Source organism: Paenibacillus sp. FSL M8-0334 (genome assembly GCF_038000405.1).
GTDB lineage: Bacteria > Bacillota > Bacilli > Paenibacillales > Paenibacillaceae > Paenibacillus_AQ > Paenibacillus_AQ campinasensis.
The window spans coordinates 1,891,242-1,908,728 of record NZ_JBBOCH010000001.1 but is presented as its reverse complement, the minus strand read 5'-3'; the positions used below and the strand labels follow the sequence as shown (position 1 = coordinate 1,908,728).

Sequence of the window (17,487 nt, the reverse complement as noted above, 5' to 3'; positions counted from 1 at the left end):
GTTCGATGCACGTCCGCGCTTGGGACAGTCAATCAAAATCAATCCGTTTATTGAAATACCGGTAGGATATGTCCACGAGCAGGTTGACAAGCACAAACATAAGGGACATCACAAGCACGGTGGCCTGGACAACCGGAAAGTCCCGCGCTCGGATGGCGTCGATGACATACCGCCCGAGCCCGTTGACGGCAAATACCGTTTCAGTCAGCACGGCCCCTCCAAGCAGGCCGCCAAACTCCAGTCCGATCACGGTAATCACGGGGATCATGGCGTTTTTCAGCGCGTGTCTGTAGATGATGATTCGCTCGCGGACGCCCTTCGCTCTGGCTGTGCGAATATAGTCCTGGCTGATCACCTCCAGCATGCTGGAGCGGGTCATCCGGGCGATAATCGCTGCGCCTCCGGTGCCAAGCGTAACGACAGGCAGCACGGTCTGCGACCAGTCTCCCCAGCCCGATGGGCGGAACCACCCGAAATCGACGGCAAAATACTGAATGAGCATCAGCCCAAGCCAGAAGTTTGGCATCGACAAGCCGAACAGCGCAACAATCATGACTCCGATATCCGCCGGGGTGCTTTTTTTGACCGCAGAGATGATGCCGGCGGTAATGCCGAGGAAAACCGCAAGGATCGTACTGTACACTGCCAGCTCTACGGTAATCCAGAAGCGGCTTTTGAAGATTTCGTCTGCAATTGGCCTATTGCTGCGTATAGAATCGCCGAGATCGCCGCGCAGCAGATCGCTGACATAGTTCCAGTACTGAACGGGGAGCGGGTCATTAAGCCCGAGCTTCTCCCGAATTTGCTCTACCTGCTCTCGCGGAGCCCCCTCTCCGATGATGGCCTGGGCGGCGTCCCCCGGAATGAGATGCATCAGGAGGAAGACGATGATGGTAACGCCAATGATAACCGGGATCGTCTGCAGCAACCGTCGTATCGTATAGATGAGCATGGACCGCAGCTCCTTTCGTTATTTTTTCAGCTTCGGGTCGAGGGCATCGCGCAATCCGTCCCCCAGCAGATTGAAGGCGATGACCACGATAACGATCGACAGTCCTGGGAACAGCGCCACATGCGGGTGCTCGGTAATGTAGCTCCGGCCGTCGTTGAGCATGGCTCCCCATTCCGGCGTTGGCGGCTGTGCGCCAAGCCCGAGGAAGGAGAGGCCGCTGGCCGTCAGGATCGCGACGGCAATCCGCAGCGTAGCCTGTACGATAATAGGGGAGGTGATGTTGGGCAGGATGTGCCGGAATATAATCCGGCTGTCACTGGCGCCGAGCGTGCGCATGGCATCAATATATTCCAGTTTGCGAACAGCCAGCGTGGAGCCCCGAACGATTCGGGCAAACGTGGGGACCGAGAAAATACTGACGGCGATAATGACGTTGAACAAGCTTTTGCCTAACGCGCTGACGATGGCCAGTGCCAGCAGAATCCCCGGGAATGCCAGCATCACGTCAGTGATTCGCATGATGATCGTGTCCCATTTTCCGCCATAATAGCCGGATATAATGCCAAGAACGATGCCGAAGGCGGCTCCGATCATGACGGAGATGAACCCGACGGACAAGGTTAGCCGCATCCCGTGGATCACCCTGGTGAAAATATCTCTTCCATTGTGGTCCGTCCCGAACCAGTGCGCAGCCGAAGGCTTGAGAAATTTCGTAGAATAGTCCACCTTCGAGGGATCGTAATGCGTGAGCAGCGGGCCGAACACCGCAACAAGGATCAACAGCAGCAGAAAGCCGCCGCCGATCAGCACCGACCTGTTGGTTCTCATGCGCTGCCACAGGGAGCGCCAGGGCCCTGTGCGGGATTCAGGTGTTCCATCCTTTAAGGTTCCGGTTTCAGCAGGCATGTTGATCACGAGAATCATCCTTTCTTTTGCTTGAATAATGTTAGATTTCTTGCCGTAAGTCTCGCCCATGGTGTTAGAGAAGAGAGGATAGCGTAAATGAGGATGCGGGAATCTGATCTCTATTAGGTATAAATATCAAATAGTAAAATATATGTTTACTGTGGGTAAAATATTTTCCAATTTTCGAAGGAAGAGGGGAGTAACTTAACATGATGATTACAAACAGATGGAAGAGTCTTTCATACATCCTCGTGATGCTTGCATTGTTGTTGTCGGCTTGCGCGGGCTCGGGAGGGAATTCGGAGCCGCCAAGCACAAGTCCTCCGCCTGCTGATACAGGTACGGTTGAGCCTGGAGAAGGTGCCCAGGAAGGGCCGCAGGAGCTTGTGATCGCATGGCTGTCGGACCCGCCGTCCATGGATCCTCATATGTCGACCGACCAGCAGACAAGTGTGATGACAACGCATATCTATGACACGCTGGTGGTGCACGACAAAGACTTGAACATACAGCCTGGCCTGGCGGAGAGCTGGAACCAGATTGATGACTTGACCTGGGAGTTCAAGCTGAAGCAGGGCATTACCTTTACGGACGGCTCGGCATTTAATGCCGAGGTCGTCAAGGCGAATCTGGATCGGTTGCTGGATCCGAAGGCCGCTTCGCCGCGGGCTTCACTCGTCGATATGATCAGTGAGATCAAGGTGGTTGACAATGATACTATACAGCTGACAACGGAATATCCTTATTCGCCGCTGCTTGCCCATCTGGCACACTCCGGTGTCGGGATGGTCAGCGCGGAGGCCATCAAGAAGGACTATGAGCTGGTAGAAGCGGGTGAGAAGGCAGGCGCATATCTCGCTCAGAATCCGGTCGGCACCGGCATATTCAAACTGGAAAGCTGGGATCCGGGTCAGGAAGTGAGACTGGTGGCCAATCCTGATTATTGGGGAGCTAAAGCGAAGGTCGAACGCGTGATCTTTAAGGTGGTCACGGAGGAAGGCACGCGGATTGCCGAGCTGGAGACCGGCTATGCACACATCATTGATCCGGTGTCGCCAAGCAGCATCAGCCGCATTGAAAGCATCGACGGCCTTGAGCTGAACCGCCAGCCTTCGCTTAGCCTGTCCTACATCGGATTCAACATGGATAAGAAGCCGTTTGATGATAAGCGGGTGCGGCAGGCGCTGTCCATGGCGATCAACAAAGATGAGATTATCGAGGGTGTTTTTGAGGGGACGGGAATTCCGGCAGTCGGTCCTTTAGCTCCCGATGTGTTCGGTTATGACCCTTCGGTTCAGCCGATCAGCTACAATATCGAGCAGGCCAAACAGCTGTTGGCCGAAGCGGGGTATGAGCAGGGATTCTCCACCACATTGTGGACCAATGACAATCCAGACCGCGTGAAAGTGGCCGAATACGTACAGTCGAAATTGAAGGAGATTAACGTCGATGTGAAAATCGAGGTGGTGGAATGGACCGCATACTTGTCCCAAACGGCCGAAGGGCAGCATGATATGTTTGTGCTCGGATGGTCGACCGTTACGGCTGATGCTGATTACGGGTTGTACCAGGTGTTCCACTCCGTGAATGTTGGCGAACCGGGCAACCGGACCTTTACCCAGGACAGCGAGCTGGATCAGCTGCTTGAGGAGGGCCGGCGAGAGAGCGACCCGGAGAAACGGAAGGCTCTATATAAAGAGGCACAGGAGAAGCTGGTTGATATTGCTCCGATGCTGTACATCCATCACCAGGAGTACTTGAATGGTGTCAGCAGCAAGGTCGAGGGCTTCTGGAGACATCCGAACGGCATCATGATGCTGCATGACGTTTCCATTCAGCCTTGACGTGAAAGGAGATTCACCTGCTGAATGATTCATCATGTGAAGGGAAGGCTGGCAGGCTATAGCTTGTGATAACGCGTTGTGACAACGGCAGATGGCGGCGTACAGGAGCGAATCCTGCGCCGTCTTTTTTTATTGTGGCCCCAAAAAAATCATCCTCCAATCCCAATAACCACCATGAATTTCCTCTATTTCACTTCAACTGGGTGACAGATACAGTTTGTAAATTTTATTAAAAATGTTATATTGAATTTACTAACACGAGTGAGGGAGGATCGCGTGTATGGCGAATTTAAAGGAAATTGCCAGACTTGCTGACGTTTCGGTGTCTACCGTATCGAATGTGCTTAACGGGCGGAAGAACGTAGGCCGGGAAACGAGAGAGCGTGTGCTGCAAATCTGCTCAGAGCAAGGGTATTTCGCGAGCAAATCATCAAAATCCGATAAAAGCAACACCATTATATTTGTGTTCAGTGACTTTGACCGCGATTATTATTTGAAAATTATTAAGGGAATCAGCCACTGTCTGAATGAGAATGGGTATGATCTGATCATTTGCACGAACAAATCAAGTGCGAATTTTATGCGGAGCAAATTTGCAAGCGGTACCATAAGCCTGGATCGGCATATGACAGACGAGGATTTGATCTCGGTCGCAACGCCGCAGTTTCCGATTGTGCTCATGGACCGCATCATTGACAATGATTTCGCTAATACTAAAAGTGTCATCGTTGACAATTACCCGGTGATGTGTGAGATGGTGCAGGCATTGGTAGACAAAGGCTTCAAACGCTTCGGGTTTATCGGAGGCCTGGAGTATACGCTTGACCATAAGGAGCGGTACTCGGGATTCATCGATACGCTGAAGAAGAACGGGATTGAATTTGACAGCCGGAACTATTTCCATGGCGATTACAGCGAGAACAGCGGGTACCAGGCAGCCAAAATTTTGGTGCTTGGCAACACCCTTCCAGATGTGCTTGTATGTGCTAATGACAATATGGCGCTGGGCGCGATCAAGGCGTTTGAAGAGCATGGAATTCGGGTACCAGAGGATATATCGATCACCGGCTTCGACAATTCGGATGCGGCGGCTATGGCCGGCCTGACTACAATATCCATTCCACGATATGAAAGCGGGTATTTAGCAGCCAAGGAGCTGCTCGAGATGATCAAGGGGACGGCGAGGAAAGAGCCGTTCAAGCTTAATGCCACCATTCAGTGGAGAAAAAGTGTGAAATAACAGTGCTTCAAATTTTTTGTAAAAAAAGGTGGTGTTTTTAGTAAAAAAATCGTATAATTTTACTTACGGTTAATTAATTTTTTATGAAAACGGGTACATTTTTATTGACATTGAGATAAAATGACCATATGATTGTTATGTAAACGTTTTACTAAACTGTTTTACTAAAAAAAACGACCATAGGGGGAGGCATACAAGTTGAAGAAAGTAAAGAAGATGCTGAGCTTATTGACAGCTACAGCTTTAGTGGCAACGTTGGCGGCCTGCGGTTCACCTCAGAATGATACGGGAGCTGCGAATGGCGGGGGTAACACGGACGGTGAGAAGCTTAAGAAGATTACGATCTTCCAATCTAAAGTAGAAATTACGGAGCCTCTGGAGCAATTGGCAAAGACATATCAGCAAGAGACAGGCAATGAAGTGGAGGTTTGGGGAGCTGCGGGTGACGCTTACATGCAGCAGCTGGTCGCAAGACTGGGCAGTAACCAAGGTCCTACCATTTTCAGCGTAGCTCAGGGCCCTGAGGCGGAGAGACTGAAATCGTATCTGACCGATTTGAGCGATGAAGAGTTCGTACAGAACATCGCGCCGGATATGGAACTTAAAGACGAGGATAAAATTGTCGGCATTCCTTACGGTGTAGAAGGCTTCGGTCTTGTATACAATAATGAGCTGGTGAATCCTTCGGATATTACGGACCTGGATTCCTTCACGAAGTTCCTGGAGCAGATGAAAGCTGAAGGCAAGAACGGACTGAGCTTGTCCCAAGAAGCCTACTTCCTGATTGGGCACATCCTGAATACGCCGTTTGCGCTTCAACAGGAGCCGCTTGAGTTTATCGATCAGCTGAACAAAGGCGAAGTGAAGATGGCAGACACGCCGGAATTCCAGGAATGGGCAAAATTCATGGAAGCGATCCGCGCACATGCTACCAACCCGATGGAAATCAAATATGACACTCAAATGGGTGACTTTGCTACAGGAAGAACAGCGATGGTTCACCAAGGTAACTGGAGCTTCACCATGCTTGAAGACTTTGAAGACTTCGGTTCCAATGTTGGCATGATGCCGTTCCCGCTGGCCGGAAACGACAAGATTGCGGTTGGCGTAGCAAGTTACTGGGTTGTTAACAACCAGGCTGATGCTGAAGAAGCCAGAGCTGCAAAGGCTTTCCTAAACTGGCTGTTCACAAGTGAAACCGGTAAAAAAGCGATTGTAGACGATTTCAAATTCATCCCGGCGTTGACCAACATTGAAGCAGGCAACCTGGACCCGCTGTCCGAAGCGGTGCATGAAGCAACCTCCAGCGGACAAACGATTCCTTGGGCGCTGAACTACTTCCCGGCTGGTATCATCACCAATGACCTGGCTCCGGCAACACAGGAGTTCTTCATGGATAGCAGCATTTCCGGTGAGCAATATCTGCAAAAGCTGGATGAAGTGTGGGCGAGAGCAGCAAGCTAAGTAACGTAACACCCTTTATAAAAAGACAAAAGCCTAACCTCGCTTGTTAGGTGGAGCGTTAGGCTTTTGCTTTTTTTTCTAAGTCTGAAACACACAAATCAGAGCTTTTTAAATGCAATCAAGGTTTGATGCCCTTGTTCTTGTAAGGGAAGGATAGGGGAACTGCTCCTTGGTCCGAAACTCGAGGCTTGATTGTATTTAAAACGAACTTAGCGAGAAGGAAGGTATGGGTTATGCATAGAAAAGACAAAGCTTGGTTCGCCCTATTTACAGTACCGCTACTGTTTATTTTTTCAACCGTGGTCATTATACCGTTCATTATCGGTATTATATATTCCTTCGTGAATTGGGATGGCATCCCGGCGAATCCGAAGGTATTTGTTGGCCTGGATAACTACGTCCAGCTGTTTCAAGATACACGGTTTTTGATGTCGGCATGGCATACGGTACAGTTTACGCTGCTGGCTTTGATATTGGTGAACGTGCTCGGGCTGGCTTTTGCCCTTCTGGTGACGACGAAGCTTCGGAGCCGCAATGCCGCGCGCACGATGTTCTTCATGCCGAACCTGATCGGCGGTCTGATTCTCGGTTACATCTGGCAGTTTATTTTTACAGATGCGTTCAGAAATATGGGTGAAATGACAGGCTGGGGAGGCATCTTCTTCAACTGGCTGCTGCATCCGCAGTTTGCGCTGTATGCGCTCGTCGTTGTTTTTGCTTGGCAGCTTGCCGGTTATACGATGATTATCTACATTGCCGGTATTCAAGGGATTCCGGATGAATTGATGGAGGCCGCCAAGGTGGATGGCGCGAACATGGGTCAGCGCTTGCGGAAGATCGTATTCCCGCTCTTGATGCCTTCCTTTACGATCTGTTTGTTCCTGACGCTGTCCGGAGCATTCAAAATTTACGATGTGAACCTGTCCTTGACCAAGGGCGGACCGAACAATGCGACCGAGATGTTTGCGATGAACATCTTTAATGAAATTTTTGCTTACGGAAACTACGGACTCGGTCAGGCTAAAGCGATTATCTTCTTCCTGATTGTAGCCGGACTGACATTAACCCAAGTGATCGTGACGAAGAGAAGAGAGGTGCAGATGTAATGAAGAAAACAGGCAAGTGGGCACTTGATATTCTGCTGTTACTCTTTTCGCTGGTATTCTTGTCCCCGATCTTCATTATGGTAATCAACTCGTTCAAGAACCGCGCGGAGCTGTATGAGAACGTACTGGCGCTGCCATCGTCCTTCAGCTTTGAGTATTACCGGTCGGCGATGGAGAGAATGAACTTCTTCACGGCGCTTGGCAACTCGCTGTACGTCACGATTACCTCGGTTATTATCGTGATCATCCTGGCCTCCATGACCGCATGGATGCTCGTCAGAACAGACAACAAGCTGAGCAAGATCATCTTCTTCACTTTCGTGGCAACGATGCTCATTCCGTTCCAGACGCTGATGATGCCGCTGATGCAGGTGATGGACTGGATTCGCAGCACGCTGCACATTCCGATGCTGAATACGCATGAAGGTCTGATCTACATGAACGTCGGATTCTCATCCAGTATGGCGGTGTTCCTGTACCATGGATTTATCAAGTCCGTGCCGGTCGCGCTGGAAGAGGCGGCAACGCTCGATGGCTGCTCCAAGTTCGGCGTGTTCTGGCGAATCGTGTTCCCATTGTTGAAAAACATCACGGTGACCGTAGCTATCCTGAACGTGATCGCATTGTGGAACGACTACCTGCTGCCGTCCCTGACCTTGTCCGACGTCGGACTGCGGACGATTCCGCTCTCCACGTTCTACTTCTTCGGACAGTTCACGATTGTGTGGAACCAAGCGATGGCGGGATTGACGCTGACGATTATCCCGGTTGTCATCTTCTACATGTTCGCTCAAAAGTACATCATCAAAGGGATCGCCGCGGGTGCGGTGAAGTAATCCGGATGGTGTGGTGGGCAGTCAACATGCTATGCAGCCTGCTCCTTCTTGATGAAGGGGCAGGCTTTTTTATTATGGGGTGTCGGTTGTCTGGAACGGTATTCCTATTTTTTTCTTTTTCATGAATATCCCTTTTACTCAGGAAGTTGAGGGACGAGGGAGGGGCGATGGGAAGAGTATGTGAAATGCCGAAGTTGCTGTTTCTGTGCCACCTGACCGAAGGGGATAACGGTGCAAAGCGTCCGGTAAGCAAGCAACCGGTAAGCATAGAATGCACTTGACCCTGACACCGATGTCAGGTGTTATAGTGGGATCACCGTCATGGATAGGCATGACAGAAAAAAAGATAAGGCGGGTGTACTAACAATGGCTATTGTGAATGTTACTGATGCGAGCTTTGACCGTGAAATAGAGAAAGGAACCGTGCTTGTAGACTTTTGGGCGACATGGTGTCCTCCTTGCAAGTTGATTGCCCCGATATTAGACGAACTGGATCAGGAGATGCCCGATCTGAAAATCGTGAAAGTGGACGTCGATGACAATCCGGAAACAGCAAGCCGCTTCGGCGTCATGAGCATCCCGACACTCATCGTGTTTAAGAATGGCGAGGCGGTAGATAAAGTGGTGGGCTTCCGCCCCAAAGAGGCGCTGAAGGGGCTTTTATCGAAGCAGATGTGACGAAAATGGAACACAATGTTGCCGGTTTGATCTACAATGAGAGTTAGGCCAGACATCCACAGGAGGTGATCGGTATGAAAATCGGCGAATTATCCCGTAAGACGGGTGTGAGCATTCGTTCCCTGCGTTATTATGAGCAGCAGAAGCTCATCACGCCCGTACGCCTGGATAACGGGTATCGAGAGTACAGTCCGTTTGCCGTCGAGCAGGTGAAGACGATTCGTCTATATCTGGGCCTTGGCTTCACTACCGAGCAAATTGCCGGTTTTCTCCACTGCGTCCTCCAGAACAAGGAATCGTTCTGTCGCGAGATCCTTCCGATGTACAAATTGAAAATTGCCGAGCTGAATGAGCAGATTCAGCTGTTGACGATGATTAAATCGAATCTGGAAGAGCGGGTGCATTCGATTCTGGAGGAAAACGGGGGACTGGCGGGACAGCACTAACATTTATCCTAAGGTTGAAGGTGAGACATGGTGAGAGGTAACTACGCATCGATAAGTGCAGTTTCAACGGCAACGAACTATATTTTGGTGGAGGAAGACACAAGCACCCGGACCTATCGCACTTATATCAAACCGCGTGAATCGGGGCCCCTTGAGCTGAGGCTGTGGCACAGCAATGCTGTCGATTCCACATGGGATGTCGGCGCGGTCGCCAAAGGGAGTATGCCGGGCGGTTCCTGGCGCATTGAAGCAGCCTATGTCGCGGATGGCGGCACAGACCGCAATGGGCAGGTTGTACCAGGGACCAGCGTTCAGGTTATGTTCGGCGGGCAGCCGGACAAGGAGGTCGCGCCAAGCGAGACATTCTGGAGTGACCCGGTGCAGATCGAACTGTCCGAGGGGCATGATCTGGCCTTTACTTGGACCATTACAACATCTTCTTCGGGTGCATCGGTGCCATACAATACCGAAGGACTGCTCGTATCAGCGTATGAGGCTGAGGGGAATCAGGCAAAGGACGGGCCTCACGATAAGTTCATCCCGGCGGCGAATCGCTTGGTCATGCCTGCCTTTATAGGATATGCCAAGCCGCAGGCCGAGCCGGTGAAGCAGCGGATCGTCTTCCTGGGGGACTCCATTACCCAGGGTGTCAGAACGGCTAAGGATGGCTATACGTATTGGGTGGCCCGCATCGCGGATGGCCTTGGGCCCGATTACAGCGTATGGAATCTTGGTTCCGGCTGGGCCAGAGCGTATGATGCCTCGGCTGACGGCCCCTGGCTCGCGAAGGCGGCTGAGGGGGATATTGTGGCTGTGGCGCTCGGGGTGAACGACATCGATATTGGAGCCAGAAGCTCCGAAGAGCTTCTGGGTGATTTAACCGCAATTGTTAAGCGGTTGAAGCAGAAGAAGAGGGATGCCGGGTCGGCAGTCCAGGTCATTCTCTTCACCGTGCCTCCGTTCAATTTTACCGGGGATCGGGAAAAGGTATGGCGCACCGTCAATGAGGTGATTCGGACCCGTCCTCCTGAAGGGGTGGATGCGGTGTTTGATTTCGCTGAACTGCTGTCCTGCCCGGCCCCGGATGAACACCGGATTGAGCCGAAGTATATGAGTAATGCGGATGATCCGCACCCGAGCGGCCTCGCTGGCGCAGTGGTGGCGGAAGCGTTCCTGAAATGGTTCGCAGCTGCTTATCAGTGAGCGAAGCGGGAAGTCACAGTCGGAGTTGCCGCTGCCGCTGAAGTTAGCCGCTGTGGTTTCAGCTTCAGCTTCAGCTGCAGCCGCAGATACAGAAGCAGGTAGGCAGGCCGGGAAGCTAGAACCGCTCCGATACGAGCTTCGCCTGCGTGAACAGCAGCAGATAATCCCGGCCTCCGGCCTTGGAATCCGTTCCGGACATGTTGAAGCCGCCGAACGGATGAACGCCTACGAGCGCTCCGGTACATTTACGATTGAAATAAAGGTTGCCGACATGGAACTGCTTCCTGGCCAGCTCCAGATGTGCACGGTTGTTGGAGAAGACAGCGCCGGTCAGACCGTAATCGGTCTGATTGGCCATGGCCAGGGCTTCTTCGAATGAGCCGGCCTTCGTAAAGGCGACAACCGGGCCGAATATTTCCTCCTGCGATATGCGGGCCGCGCGGTCCACATCGGCGAATATGGTCGGTTGAATGAAATACCCCTCCGGGTCCCCCGGAAATCCCCCCAGCACCAGCTTGCCTTCCTGTTTTCCAATCTCCACATATTCCAAGATTTTGCGATACGCCGATTCATCGATAACAGGCCCCACCTGCACTTTGGCATAGGCGGGATTGCCTACGACGAGCTTTTTGGATCGTTCCACGACCTTTTGCAATACTGACGCATAGACCTGTTCATGCACGATCGCTCTTGAGCAGGCCGAGCATTTCTGTCCGGAGAAGCCGAACGCGGAGGCGGTAATCGCGTCTGCGGCGAGTTCAAGATCGGCGTGCTCATCGACAATAATGGCGTCCTTGCCGCCCATTTCCGCAATAACGCGCTTGATCCATTGTTGCCCCGGCTGGATCTTGGCTGCGCGCTCCTGGATGCGGAGCCCGACATCACGGGAGCCGGTGAAGCTGATGAACCGCGTCAGCGGGTGATCCACCAGGAAATCGCCGATCTCGTGCCCTGGCCCCGGCACATAGTTGACTACGCCCGGCGGCAGGCTGACCTCTTCCAGCAGCTCGACGAATTTGGCGGCGATGACCGGTGTGGCGCTGGCCGGCTTCAGCACGACCGTGTTGCCGGACACGAGGGCGGCCGATGTCATGCCTGCCATAATGGCGAGCGGGAAGTTCCAGGGCGGAATTACAATTCCGACTCCGAGCGGGATGTAGTAGAGATGATTCTCCTCCTCGTCATGCGGTATCAACGGCTGAGGGTCGCTGAGACGCTGCATCTCCCGAGCATAAAATTCCATGAAATCAATCGCCTCTGCCGTATCGGCATCCGCCTCAGCCCGCGTCTTCCCGGCTTCGAGTGTCAGCAAGGCGGAGAATTCGAATTTGCGCCGACGCATTAGGGCAGCAGCCTTGTACAAGTACCGGGCCCTTTCGTTCGGATCGGTATTCTTCCAGGATTCGAAAGCAAGCGCCGCTGCTTGAACCGCCTGCTCTGCCAATGCAGTGTCCGCCTGGGACACCGTGCCGATGACCTGCCTTTTGCGGGCTGGGTTAACCGAGCTGTGGGAGCGTTCTGTACGGATTTTGGCTCCGCCGATCACGAGCGGATAATGCTGCCCCAGGTTCGCCTCGGCTTGAGCCAGTGCGCTATCGTACTGCTGGTTGACGGAATCGTCGCTGAAATCGAGAAACGGTTCATTGTGATAAGCTGATCGCATAAGGAGGCCTCCTTGATAAGAGTTACTCTATGTTGATATGTATGTCTTCTTGCATGACGACATGATTTTTGCATATGTGTTAAGGGGGAGGTTTTTACACCCGTGAAGGAAGTAAGGGGCTTCTTTTCTTACCTTGCAAAGGAGGAGCTTGGCCATGGACGGTACCGAGTTTTACCGCAAAATTGTGCTGACGGTGTCCGGGAACAGGGTTGTAAAATGGTTGTCCATTAAATATGGGAAGAAGCTGGCGAGAAGATTTATTGCCGGCGATACGCTGGATGAGGCGCTGGATGAAATCGAGCGGCTGAACGAGAAGGGGATTATGGTCACGCTGGACCACCTCGGCGAAGGGATCACGAGTCTGGATGAGGCGGCGGTCTACCGGGAAGAGTATTTGCGGCTGATTGAAGGCATCGCCAGCAGAAAGGTCAAGTCGAATGTGTCGCTGAAGCCGACCCAGATGGGACTTGGGCTGGACCCGAAGGCGGCTTACGAGAACATAAAAGCCGTTGTGCAGAAAGCGAAGCAGCATCGCAATTTTGTCCGTATCGATATGGAGGACTCGCCGTATACCCAGGCTACAATAGACATGACGCTTCGGCTCCATGCCGAAGGGCTGACGAATGTCGGGACGGTCATGCAGGCCTATCTGCACCGGACGGAGGAGGATGTGAAAGCGCTTATGAAGGCCGGGGTCAACTTGCGTCTGGTGAAGGGGGCATATAAGGAGCCGAACTCGATTGCGTATCAGAAGAAAGATGAGGTTATCGAAAATTACAAAAGGATCATCCGGCTTCACCTGGACCAAGGCGTGTACACGGCCATTGCTTCCCATGATGATAAGATCATCGACTGGGTCAAGGTGTTTGCGAAGCAGCAGCGCATTGATAAACAGGCTTTTGAATTCCAGATGCTGTACGGATTGCGCATGAATGATCAGGCTGCGCTTGCCAAAGATGGCTACCGGGTGCGCTGCTATCTGCCTTATGGTACGATGTGGTACCCGTACTTTACACGCAGGCTGGCGGAGAAGCCGGCCAATCTGATGATGGTGCTGAAGAATATGTTTAAATGATTGTCTGGAGCAGATATGCGGATATACCCTCACAGAATGATCAACCGGCAGACAACAATAAACCCCCTCCCGTTCGGCTCAGTCTTCACAAGGTCTGAAGCGAATCGGGAAGAGGTTGCAGTTAAGCGGAAGCGTCACGGCGGATGCTCGCTTGGTATGGCTTTCGCTCCGGCTTATTCGCCGGAGAGGGAATGATCCCCCGTTATATATTTTTCTGTCAGAATGGACAGCAGCTGAATGCCGACTTCATTCTCCCCGCCTTCCGGGATAATCAGGTCGGCGTATTTCTTGGAAGGCTCGATGAAGGCTTCGTGCATCGGTTTCACCGTAGACAAGTACTGCTGGTGAATGGACTGGATCGTCCGCCCGCGCTCCTCGATGTCCCGTACCACCCGGCGCAGAATGCGCACATCCGGGTCGGTGTCCACAAACACTTTGATGTTCAGCAGCTTCCGGAGATTCTCGTCGGACAACACAAACAGCCCTTCGATGATGACGATGTGATTCGGTCTCAGCTCCACGGTTCTGTCCGGGAACCGGGAGTGCGTGGTGAAATCATAGACGGGGGCTTGCGCGGTCTGGCCGGCTTTCAGTTGTTGCAGATGCTCGATCAGCAGCTCCGTATCGAACGCGAACGGGTGATCATAGTTGATGGTCTCCCTTTCGGTCAAGCTGAGATGCTGGTGATCCTTGTAATAATTGTCCTGTGAAATGAACGTTACTTTATCTGATCCGAGTCGGTCAATGACGGAGCGGGCTACTGTCGTTTTCCCTGATCCGGTGCCGCCGGCGATACCAATGATGAGCATGGCGAATCCATTACCCTCCCTAAACATTACAATTCCATTATTGTAGCATAGCTTGCTCTTATTTTCACTATAGGGGATAGGGCAAAAGCTGGGAGTTGATCTGGAAAGTGCGGAAGTGAAGATTGAGTAAGCATCATTCGCCTGAGAACAGCTCATATTGGCACGTGTTGGCGTGTGCGGAGCGACCACATATGAAGGTCACATGTGGTCGACCGGCCGCCGTCATGCAGCCTAACACCGCACGCTCGGGCTGCACGCAGTGCGAATGCGATCCAGGATTACACTACGACAGCGGTTCCGCTGACGGCGACCATCAGCATTCCTTCCCGGATGACTTCGTAGTCGATGTCCACGCCGATGATCGCGTTGGCTCCAAGACGCACCGCTTGCTCCTCCATCTCGGCAAGTGCGGCATCTCGGGCTTCGCTCAGCTTGTTCTCATAAGCGCCGGAGCGCCCGCCGACAATATCGGTAATGGACGCCAGGAAGTCCCGCACCACATTGGCGCCCATAATGACTTCCCCGGTCACAACACCGATGTATCTTCGAGCCGGATAACCTTCAATGGTGGATGTCGTCGTAATAATCATAGCAATTTTCCTTCTTTCATATCGATTTGTTATTGCCTGAAGATCGGTACAACTGTGCTAAAGCAGAAAGCTTCGGTATTGTCTTCTATTACGCTGATGCAGCAAGAGGGGTTCCACGAATTTATGGGACTGTTCTGTCGGCAATAGTTATAGTAGAATTTATTTTAAGAATACATAATATTCCAGTCTCACACAACAGACCCTTTACATGATAAACTAACGCTATAGCTCATTACAGCGTCGAAACGGTGCTTAGTGATATTATTGTGGATCCGGAGGAATACGATGAAAGAACTCATGCTTAAGTGGAACCGAATCAGTCTTGTAAAAAGGATTCTGGCAGGAATTATTGTAGGGGTGGTGCTGGCCCTGATCGTTCCGGGTGCGACAGGCTTCAGTCTGTTCGGCACGCTATTCGTATCGGCGCTCAAAGCCGTTGCTCCTGTCCTGGTCCTGTTCCTGGTCATGTCGGCGATCTCGAACCATCAGAAGGGCCGCAAGACCAATATGAAGTCCATTCTTGTGCTGTATGGGATCAGCACGTTTCTTGCAGGACTCGTGGCGGTGATTGCCAGCTTTATTTTTCCCGCGAGACTATCGCTGGTTACAAGTTCAACAGACCTTACCCCGCCCGAAGGGATCGTGCAGGTGCTCGAGACGCTGTTGTTTAACATCGTGGATAACCCGGTCAGCGCATTGATGAATGCGAATTACATCGGTATTCTCGCATGGGCCATTCTGCTTGGCATCGCTTTGCGAAATGCGAAGGAAGGCACGAAAAGCCTGATCTCCAGCGGGGCAGATGCGGTGTCCCAAATTGTGAAATGGGTGATCCAATTTGCGCCGTTCGGGATTATGGGACTTGTGTTTGATTCCATTACGACCAATGGGCTTGCCAGTTTGCTGGACTATGGCCGGCTGCTGCTCGTGCTGATCGGATGCATGCTGTTCGTGGCGCTGGTTATGAACCCGCTGATCGTCTATGTGAAGCTGCGTGAGAATCCGTACCCGCTGGTGCTGACTTGTCTGAAGGAAAGCGGCATTACGGCGTTCTTCACCCGCAGCTCGGCGGCGAACATACCGATTAACATGCGTTTGTGCGAAAAGTTAAAGCTGAATCCGGATACGTACTCCGTATCGGTCCCGCTCGGCGCTACCATCAACATGTCGGGAGCGGCCGTGACGATCTCGGTGCTGACCCTGGCGGCGGTGCATACGCTCGGGATCGAAGTGGACTTCGGCACGGCGCTTATTCTCAGTGTAGTATCGGCAGTATCCGCCGTGGGCGCTTCCGGCGTAGCCGGTGGTTCGCTGCTGATTATTCCGCTTGCGTGCAGCCTGTTCGGCATTTCCAATGATGTGGCGATGCAGGTGGTCGGGGTAGGCTTTATCATCGGCGTACTGCAGGATTCTTTCGAGACGGCGCTGAACTCCTCATCGGATGTGCTGTTTACCGCAACAGCGGAGCGCGCGAAGCAGCGCAAGGAAGGCAATCAACCGCTGGTGAATGCCTAAGCCATTTCGTCCCTGCAGCAAGCTGCACCTAACATCCGCTGCGTTCTGCTTGCCGCAGACAGCTAAAGAGGCTGTTCCATAAGGAACAGCCTCTTTTTAATACTTACACAGCCCCTGTCTTGTCCTTTAGCAGCTGCTGAAGCTGGTCCCAAGCGGGTGTCGGAATGCTTGCTTCGTTTTTCCAATCGTTGAACACACGGGTGAGCGCCTCGATCTCACTGAAATTTCCGTCGATCATTCGGCTCACTGACAACCGATGATAGATCTTTAGCAGCACAAGCATCATGGATTTGCGGTTGCGTATGAATTGGGCTTGTTTGGCTGGAACAAGGGGATAGCCTAGCGTCTCCAGCACTTGAAATCCTTCATCTACTGCTTCGATGGCGAGGCGCAGCAGCTTGGTGTCGCGAGCGACCTTATTCATCTGCCCACCATGAATGCGGGTGGCGATATTGAGCCCTAGTATCGGGATGATGTGGTTCTTAAGCCAAGCGTCCATCTGATCGTGATAGGTTAGCTTGTACTTTGTCTTGGCAAAAGCCTGGTCAAGCACGGCCTTAAAAGGAATATCCCCATTCAATCCGCCAATCACCATCTCCCCGGCGCCGAAGCGGACAGCGACCATTCGATCTTTCTCGCGTCGGCCGCCGCTTACTTGGAATCCGAAGGCGATATGCTTGGACGTGTCGCTATGGGTTTGAAGGTATTCCTCCATCTGATGTGCATCTGTATTATTACCCACCAGTATGATATTGCGGCTGCGGTTCTTTGCCAGAATCGGCAGAATTGCCGGGAAATCGGTATATTTCATCACGACAAAAATGAGGTCATAGCTATCATGATCTGCCAGCGATTCAATCACATGCGTTCGATCCACCGTTGTCTTCCGCTGTATATGATGTCGGATGACGAGCCCATCCTGCTTCAGTTCTTCAGCTCGTTTCCCCCTCGCCAGCATGGTGACGTCATTGCCGCCCCGCACCAGCACATGCGCCAGATAACTGCCTAGTACGCCCGCTCCATAAATCAATATTCTCATTTGTTCTCCTCGCTCTCTCTAAATAAACATCTGTTGAAAAATTAACTTTTGTTGATTTACAATTACAGTAGCATCAGCGCAAACGGCGGATCAATCGCTAAAATTGTTGATTTTGTTCAAT

Annotated in this window: 16 protein-coding genes; 10 read left to right on the top strand and 6 right to left on the bottom strand. The window is 52.1% G+C overall.

The window, feature by feature from the left end; translation table 11 throughout:
- Positions 1 to 28: 28 nt before the first annotated feature.
- Both MKX64_RS08325 and nikC read right to left on the bottom strand, forming a co-directional pair.
- On the bottom strand, positions 29 to 952 hold the full coding sequence (locus MKX64_RS08325) for an ABC transporter permease (protein WP_095264326.1): 924 nt from the start codon (positions 950 to 952) through the stop codon (positions 29 to 31).
- Between the two features lie 18 nt (positions 953 to 970).
- Entirely contained in the window at positions 971 to 1,876 is a 906-nt protein-coding gene (nikC, locus tag MKX64_RS08320) for a nickel transporter permease (protein WP_413773589.1), read from the bottom strand.
- A gap of 191 nt (positions 1,877 to 2,067) precedes the next feature.
- Between nikC and MKX64_RS08315 the strand changes: the two genes are divergently transcribed.
- The 8 genes from MKX64_RS08315 (at position 2,068) to MKX64_RS08280 (ending at position 10,675) form a co-directional block, all read left to right on the top strand.
- Positions 2,068 to 3,702 (top strand): glutathione ABC transporter substrate-binding protein, encoded by a 1,635-nt coding sequence (locus MKX64_RS08315; RefSeq protein ID WP_095398258.1) that lies wholly within the window; start codon positions 2,068 to 2,070, stop codon positions 3,700 to 3,702.
- Between the two features lie 280 nt (positions 3,703 to 3,982).
- Positions 3,983 to 4,942 (top strand): LacI family DNA-binding transcriptional regulator, encoded by a 960-nt coding sequence (locus MKX64_RS08310; RefSeq protein ID WP_095398257.1) that lies wholly within the window; start codon positions 3,983 to 3,985, stop codon positions 4,940 to 4,942.
- A 198-nt stretch (positions 4,943 to 5,140) separates the two neighbouring features.
- Positions 5,141 to 6,406 carry a sugar ABC transporter substrate-binding protein gene (locus MKX64_RS08305; protein ID WP_341035641.1) on the top strand — a complete coding sequence of 422 codons (1,266 nt, stop codon included), beginning with the start codon at positions 5,141 to 5,143 and terminating at the stop codon, positions 6,404 to 6,406.
- A 233-nt stretch (positions 6,407 to 6,639) separates the two neighbouring features.
- Entirely contained in the window at positions 6,640 to 7,512 is an 873-nt protein-coding gene (locus MKX64_RS08300) for a carbohydrate ABC transporter permease (RefSeq protein WP_095264330.1), read from the top strand.
- Positions 7,512 to 8,348, top strand: a complete 837-nt coding sequence (locus MKX64_RS08295) for a carbohydrate ABC transporter permease (protein WP_095264331.1) — start codon at positions 7,512 to 7,514, stop codon at positions 8,346 to 8,348. The genes MKX64_RS08300 and MKX64_RS08295 overlap by 1 nt, the downstream gene beginning before the upstream one ends.
- A 366-nt stretch (positions 8,349 to 8,714) precedes the next feature.
- Complete coding sequence (gene trxA, locus MKX64_RS08290; RefSeq protein ID WP_095264332.1) at positions 8,715 to 9,026, top strand: thioredoxin; 312 nt, start codon at positions 8,715 to 8,717, stop codon at positions 9,024 to 9,026.
- A 74-nt stretch (positions 9,027 to 9,100) separates the two neighbouring features.
- Positions 9,101 to 9,472, top strand: a complete 372-nt coding sequence (locus tag MKX64_RS08285; protein ID WP_095264333.1) for a MerR family transcriptional regulator — start codon at positions 9,101 to 9,103, stop codon at positions 9,470 to 9,472.
- Positions 9,473 to 9,499: 27 nt separating this feature from the next.
- Positions 9,500 to 10,675 (top strand): SGNH/GDSL hydrolase family protein, encoded by a 1,176-nt coding sequence (locus MKX64_RS08280; RefSeq protein ID WP_244908114.1) that lies wholly within the window; start codon positions 9,500 to 9,502, stop codon positions 10,673 to 10,675.
- Positions 10,676 to 10,790: 115 nt separating this feature from the next.
- Here the strand turns inward: MKX64_RS08280 and pruA are convergent, their stop codons facing one another.
- Entirely contained in the window at positions 10,791 to 12,338 is a 1,548-nt protein-coding gene (gene pruA / locus MKX64_RS08275) for an L-glutamate gamma-semialdehyde dehydrogenase (protein WP_095264334.1), read from the bottom strand.
- A 154-nt stretch (positions 12,339 to 12,492) separates the two neighbouring features.
- Between pruA and MKX64_RS08270 the strand changes: the two genes are divergently transcribed.
- Positions 12,493 to 13,413, top strand: coding sequence for a proline dehydrogenase family protein (locus tag MKX64_RS08270; protein WP_095264335.1), 921 nt, complete (start codon positions 12,493 to 12,495; stop codon positions 13,411 to 13,413).
- A 173-nt stretch (positions 13,414 to 13,586) separates the two neighbouring features.
- On the opposite strand, the gene udk is transcribed toward MKX64_RS08270, so the two are convergent.
- Both udk and MKX64_RS08260 read right to left on the bottom strand, forming a co-directional pair.
- Positions 13,587 to 14,222 (bottom strand): uridine kinase, encoded by a 636-nt coding sequence (udk, locus tag MKX64_RS08265; protein ID WP_095264336.1) that lies wholly within the window; start codon positions 14,220 to 14,222, stop codon positions 13,587 to 13,589.
- Positions 14,223 to 14,500: 278 nt separating this feature from the next.
- The gene (locus tag MKX64_RS08260; protein ID WP_095264337.1) at positions 14,501 to 14,812 is read right to left on the bottom strand and encodes a YbjQ family protein; all 312 of its coding nucleotides are present in this window, start codon (positions 14,810 to 14,812) and stop codon (positions 14,501 to 14,503) included.
- Between the two features lie 285 nt (positions 14,813 to 15,097).
- Here MKX64_RS08260 and sstT point away from each other — a divergent pair, with 285 nt between their 5' ends.
- Entirely contained in the window at positions 15,098 to 16,327 is a 1,230-nt protein-coding gene (gene sstT, locus MKX64_RS08255; protein WP_095264338.1) for a serine/threonine transporter SstT, read from the top strand.
- Between the two features lie 103 nt (positions 16,328 to 16,430).
- Here the strand turns inward: sstT and MKX64_RS08250 are convergent, their stop codons facing one another.
- Complete coding sequence (locus MKX64_RS08250; RefSeq protein WP_095264339.1) at positions 16,431 to 17,366, bottom strand: ketopantoate reductase family protein; 936 nt, start codon at positions 17,364 to 17,366, stop codon at positions 16,431 to 16,433.
- Positions 17,367 to 17,487: the final 121 nt, after the last annotated feature.

Coding starts and splice junctions, on each gene's coding strand:
- trxA (WP_095264332.1), top strand. CDS start 8,715: ATGGCTATTGTGAATGTTACTGATGCGAGCTTTGACCGTGAAATAGAG.
- MKX64_RS08270 (WP_095264335.1), top strand. CDS start 12,493: ATGGACGGTACCGAGTTTTACCGCAAAATTGTGCTGACGGTGTCCGGG.
- nikC (WP_413773589.1), bottom strand. CDS start 1,876: ATGATTCTCGTGATCAACATGCCTGCTGAAACCGGAACCTTAAAGGAT.
- udk (WP_095264336.1), bottom strand. CDS start 14,222: ATGCTCATCATTGGTATCGCCGGCGGCACCGGATCAGGGAAAACGACA.
- MKX64_RS08295 (WP_095264331.1), top strand. CDS start 7,512: ATGAAGAAAACAGGCAAGTGGGCACTTGATATTCTGCTGTTACTCTTT.
- MKX64_RS08250 (WP_095264339.1), bottom strand. CDS start 17,366: ATGAGAATATTGATTTATGGAGCGGGCGTACTAGGCAGTTATCTGGCG.
- MKX64_RS08280 (WP_244908114.1), top strand. CDS start 9,500: ATGGTGAGAGGTAACTACGCATCGATAAGTGCAGTTTCAACGGCAACG.
- MKX64_RS08300 (WP_095264330.1), top strand. CDS start 6,640: ATGCATAGAAAAGACAAAGCTTGGTTCGCCCTATTTACAGTACCGCTA.
- MKX64_RS08285 (WP_095264333.1), top strand. CDS start 9,101: ATGAAAATCGGCGAATTATCCCGTAAGACGGGTGTGAGCATTCGTTCC.
- MKX64_RS08315 (WP_095398258.1), top strand. CDS start 2,068: ATGATGATTACAAACAGATGGAAGAGTCTTTCATACATCCTCGTGATG.
- MKX64_RS08260 (WP_095264337.1), bottom strand. CDS start 14,812: ATGATTATTACGACGACATCCACCATTGAAGGTTATCCGGCTCGAAGA.
- MKX64_RS08310 (WP_095398257.1), top strand. CDS start 3,983: ATGGCGAATTTAAAGGAAATTGCCAGACTTGCTGACGTTTCGGTGTCT.
- MKX64_RS08325 (WP_095264326.1), bottom strand. CDS start 952: ATGCTCATCTATACGATACGACGGTTGCTGCAGACGATCCCGGTTATC.
- sstT (WP_095264338.1), top strand. CDS start 15,098: ATGAAAGAACTCATGCTTAAGTGGAACCGAATCAGTCTTGTAAAAAGG.
- pruA (WP_095264334.1), bottom strand. CDS start 12,338: ATGCGATCAGCTTATCACAATGAACCGTTTCTCGATTTCAGCGACGAT.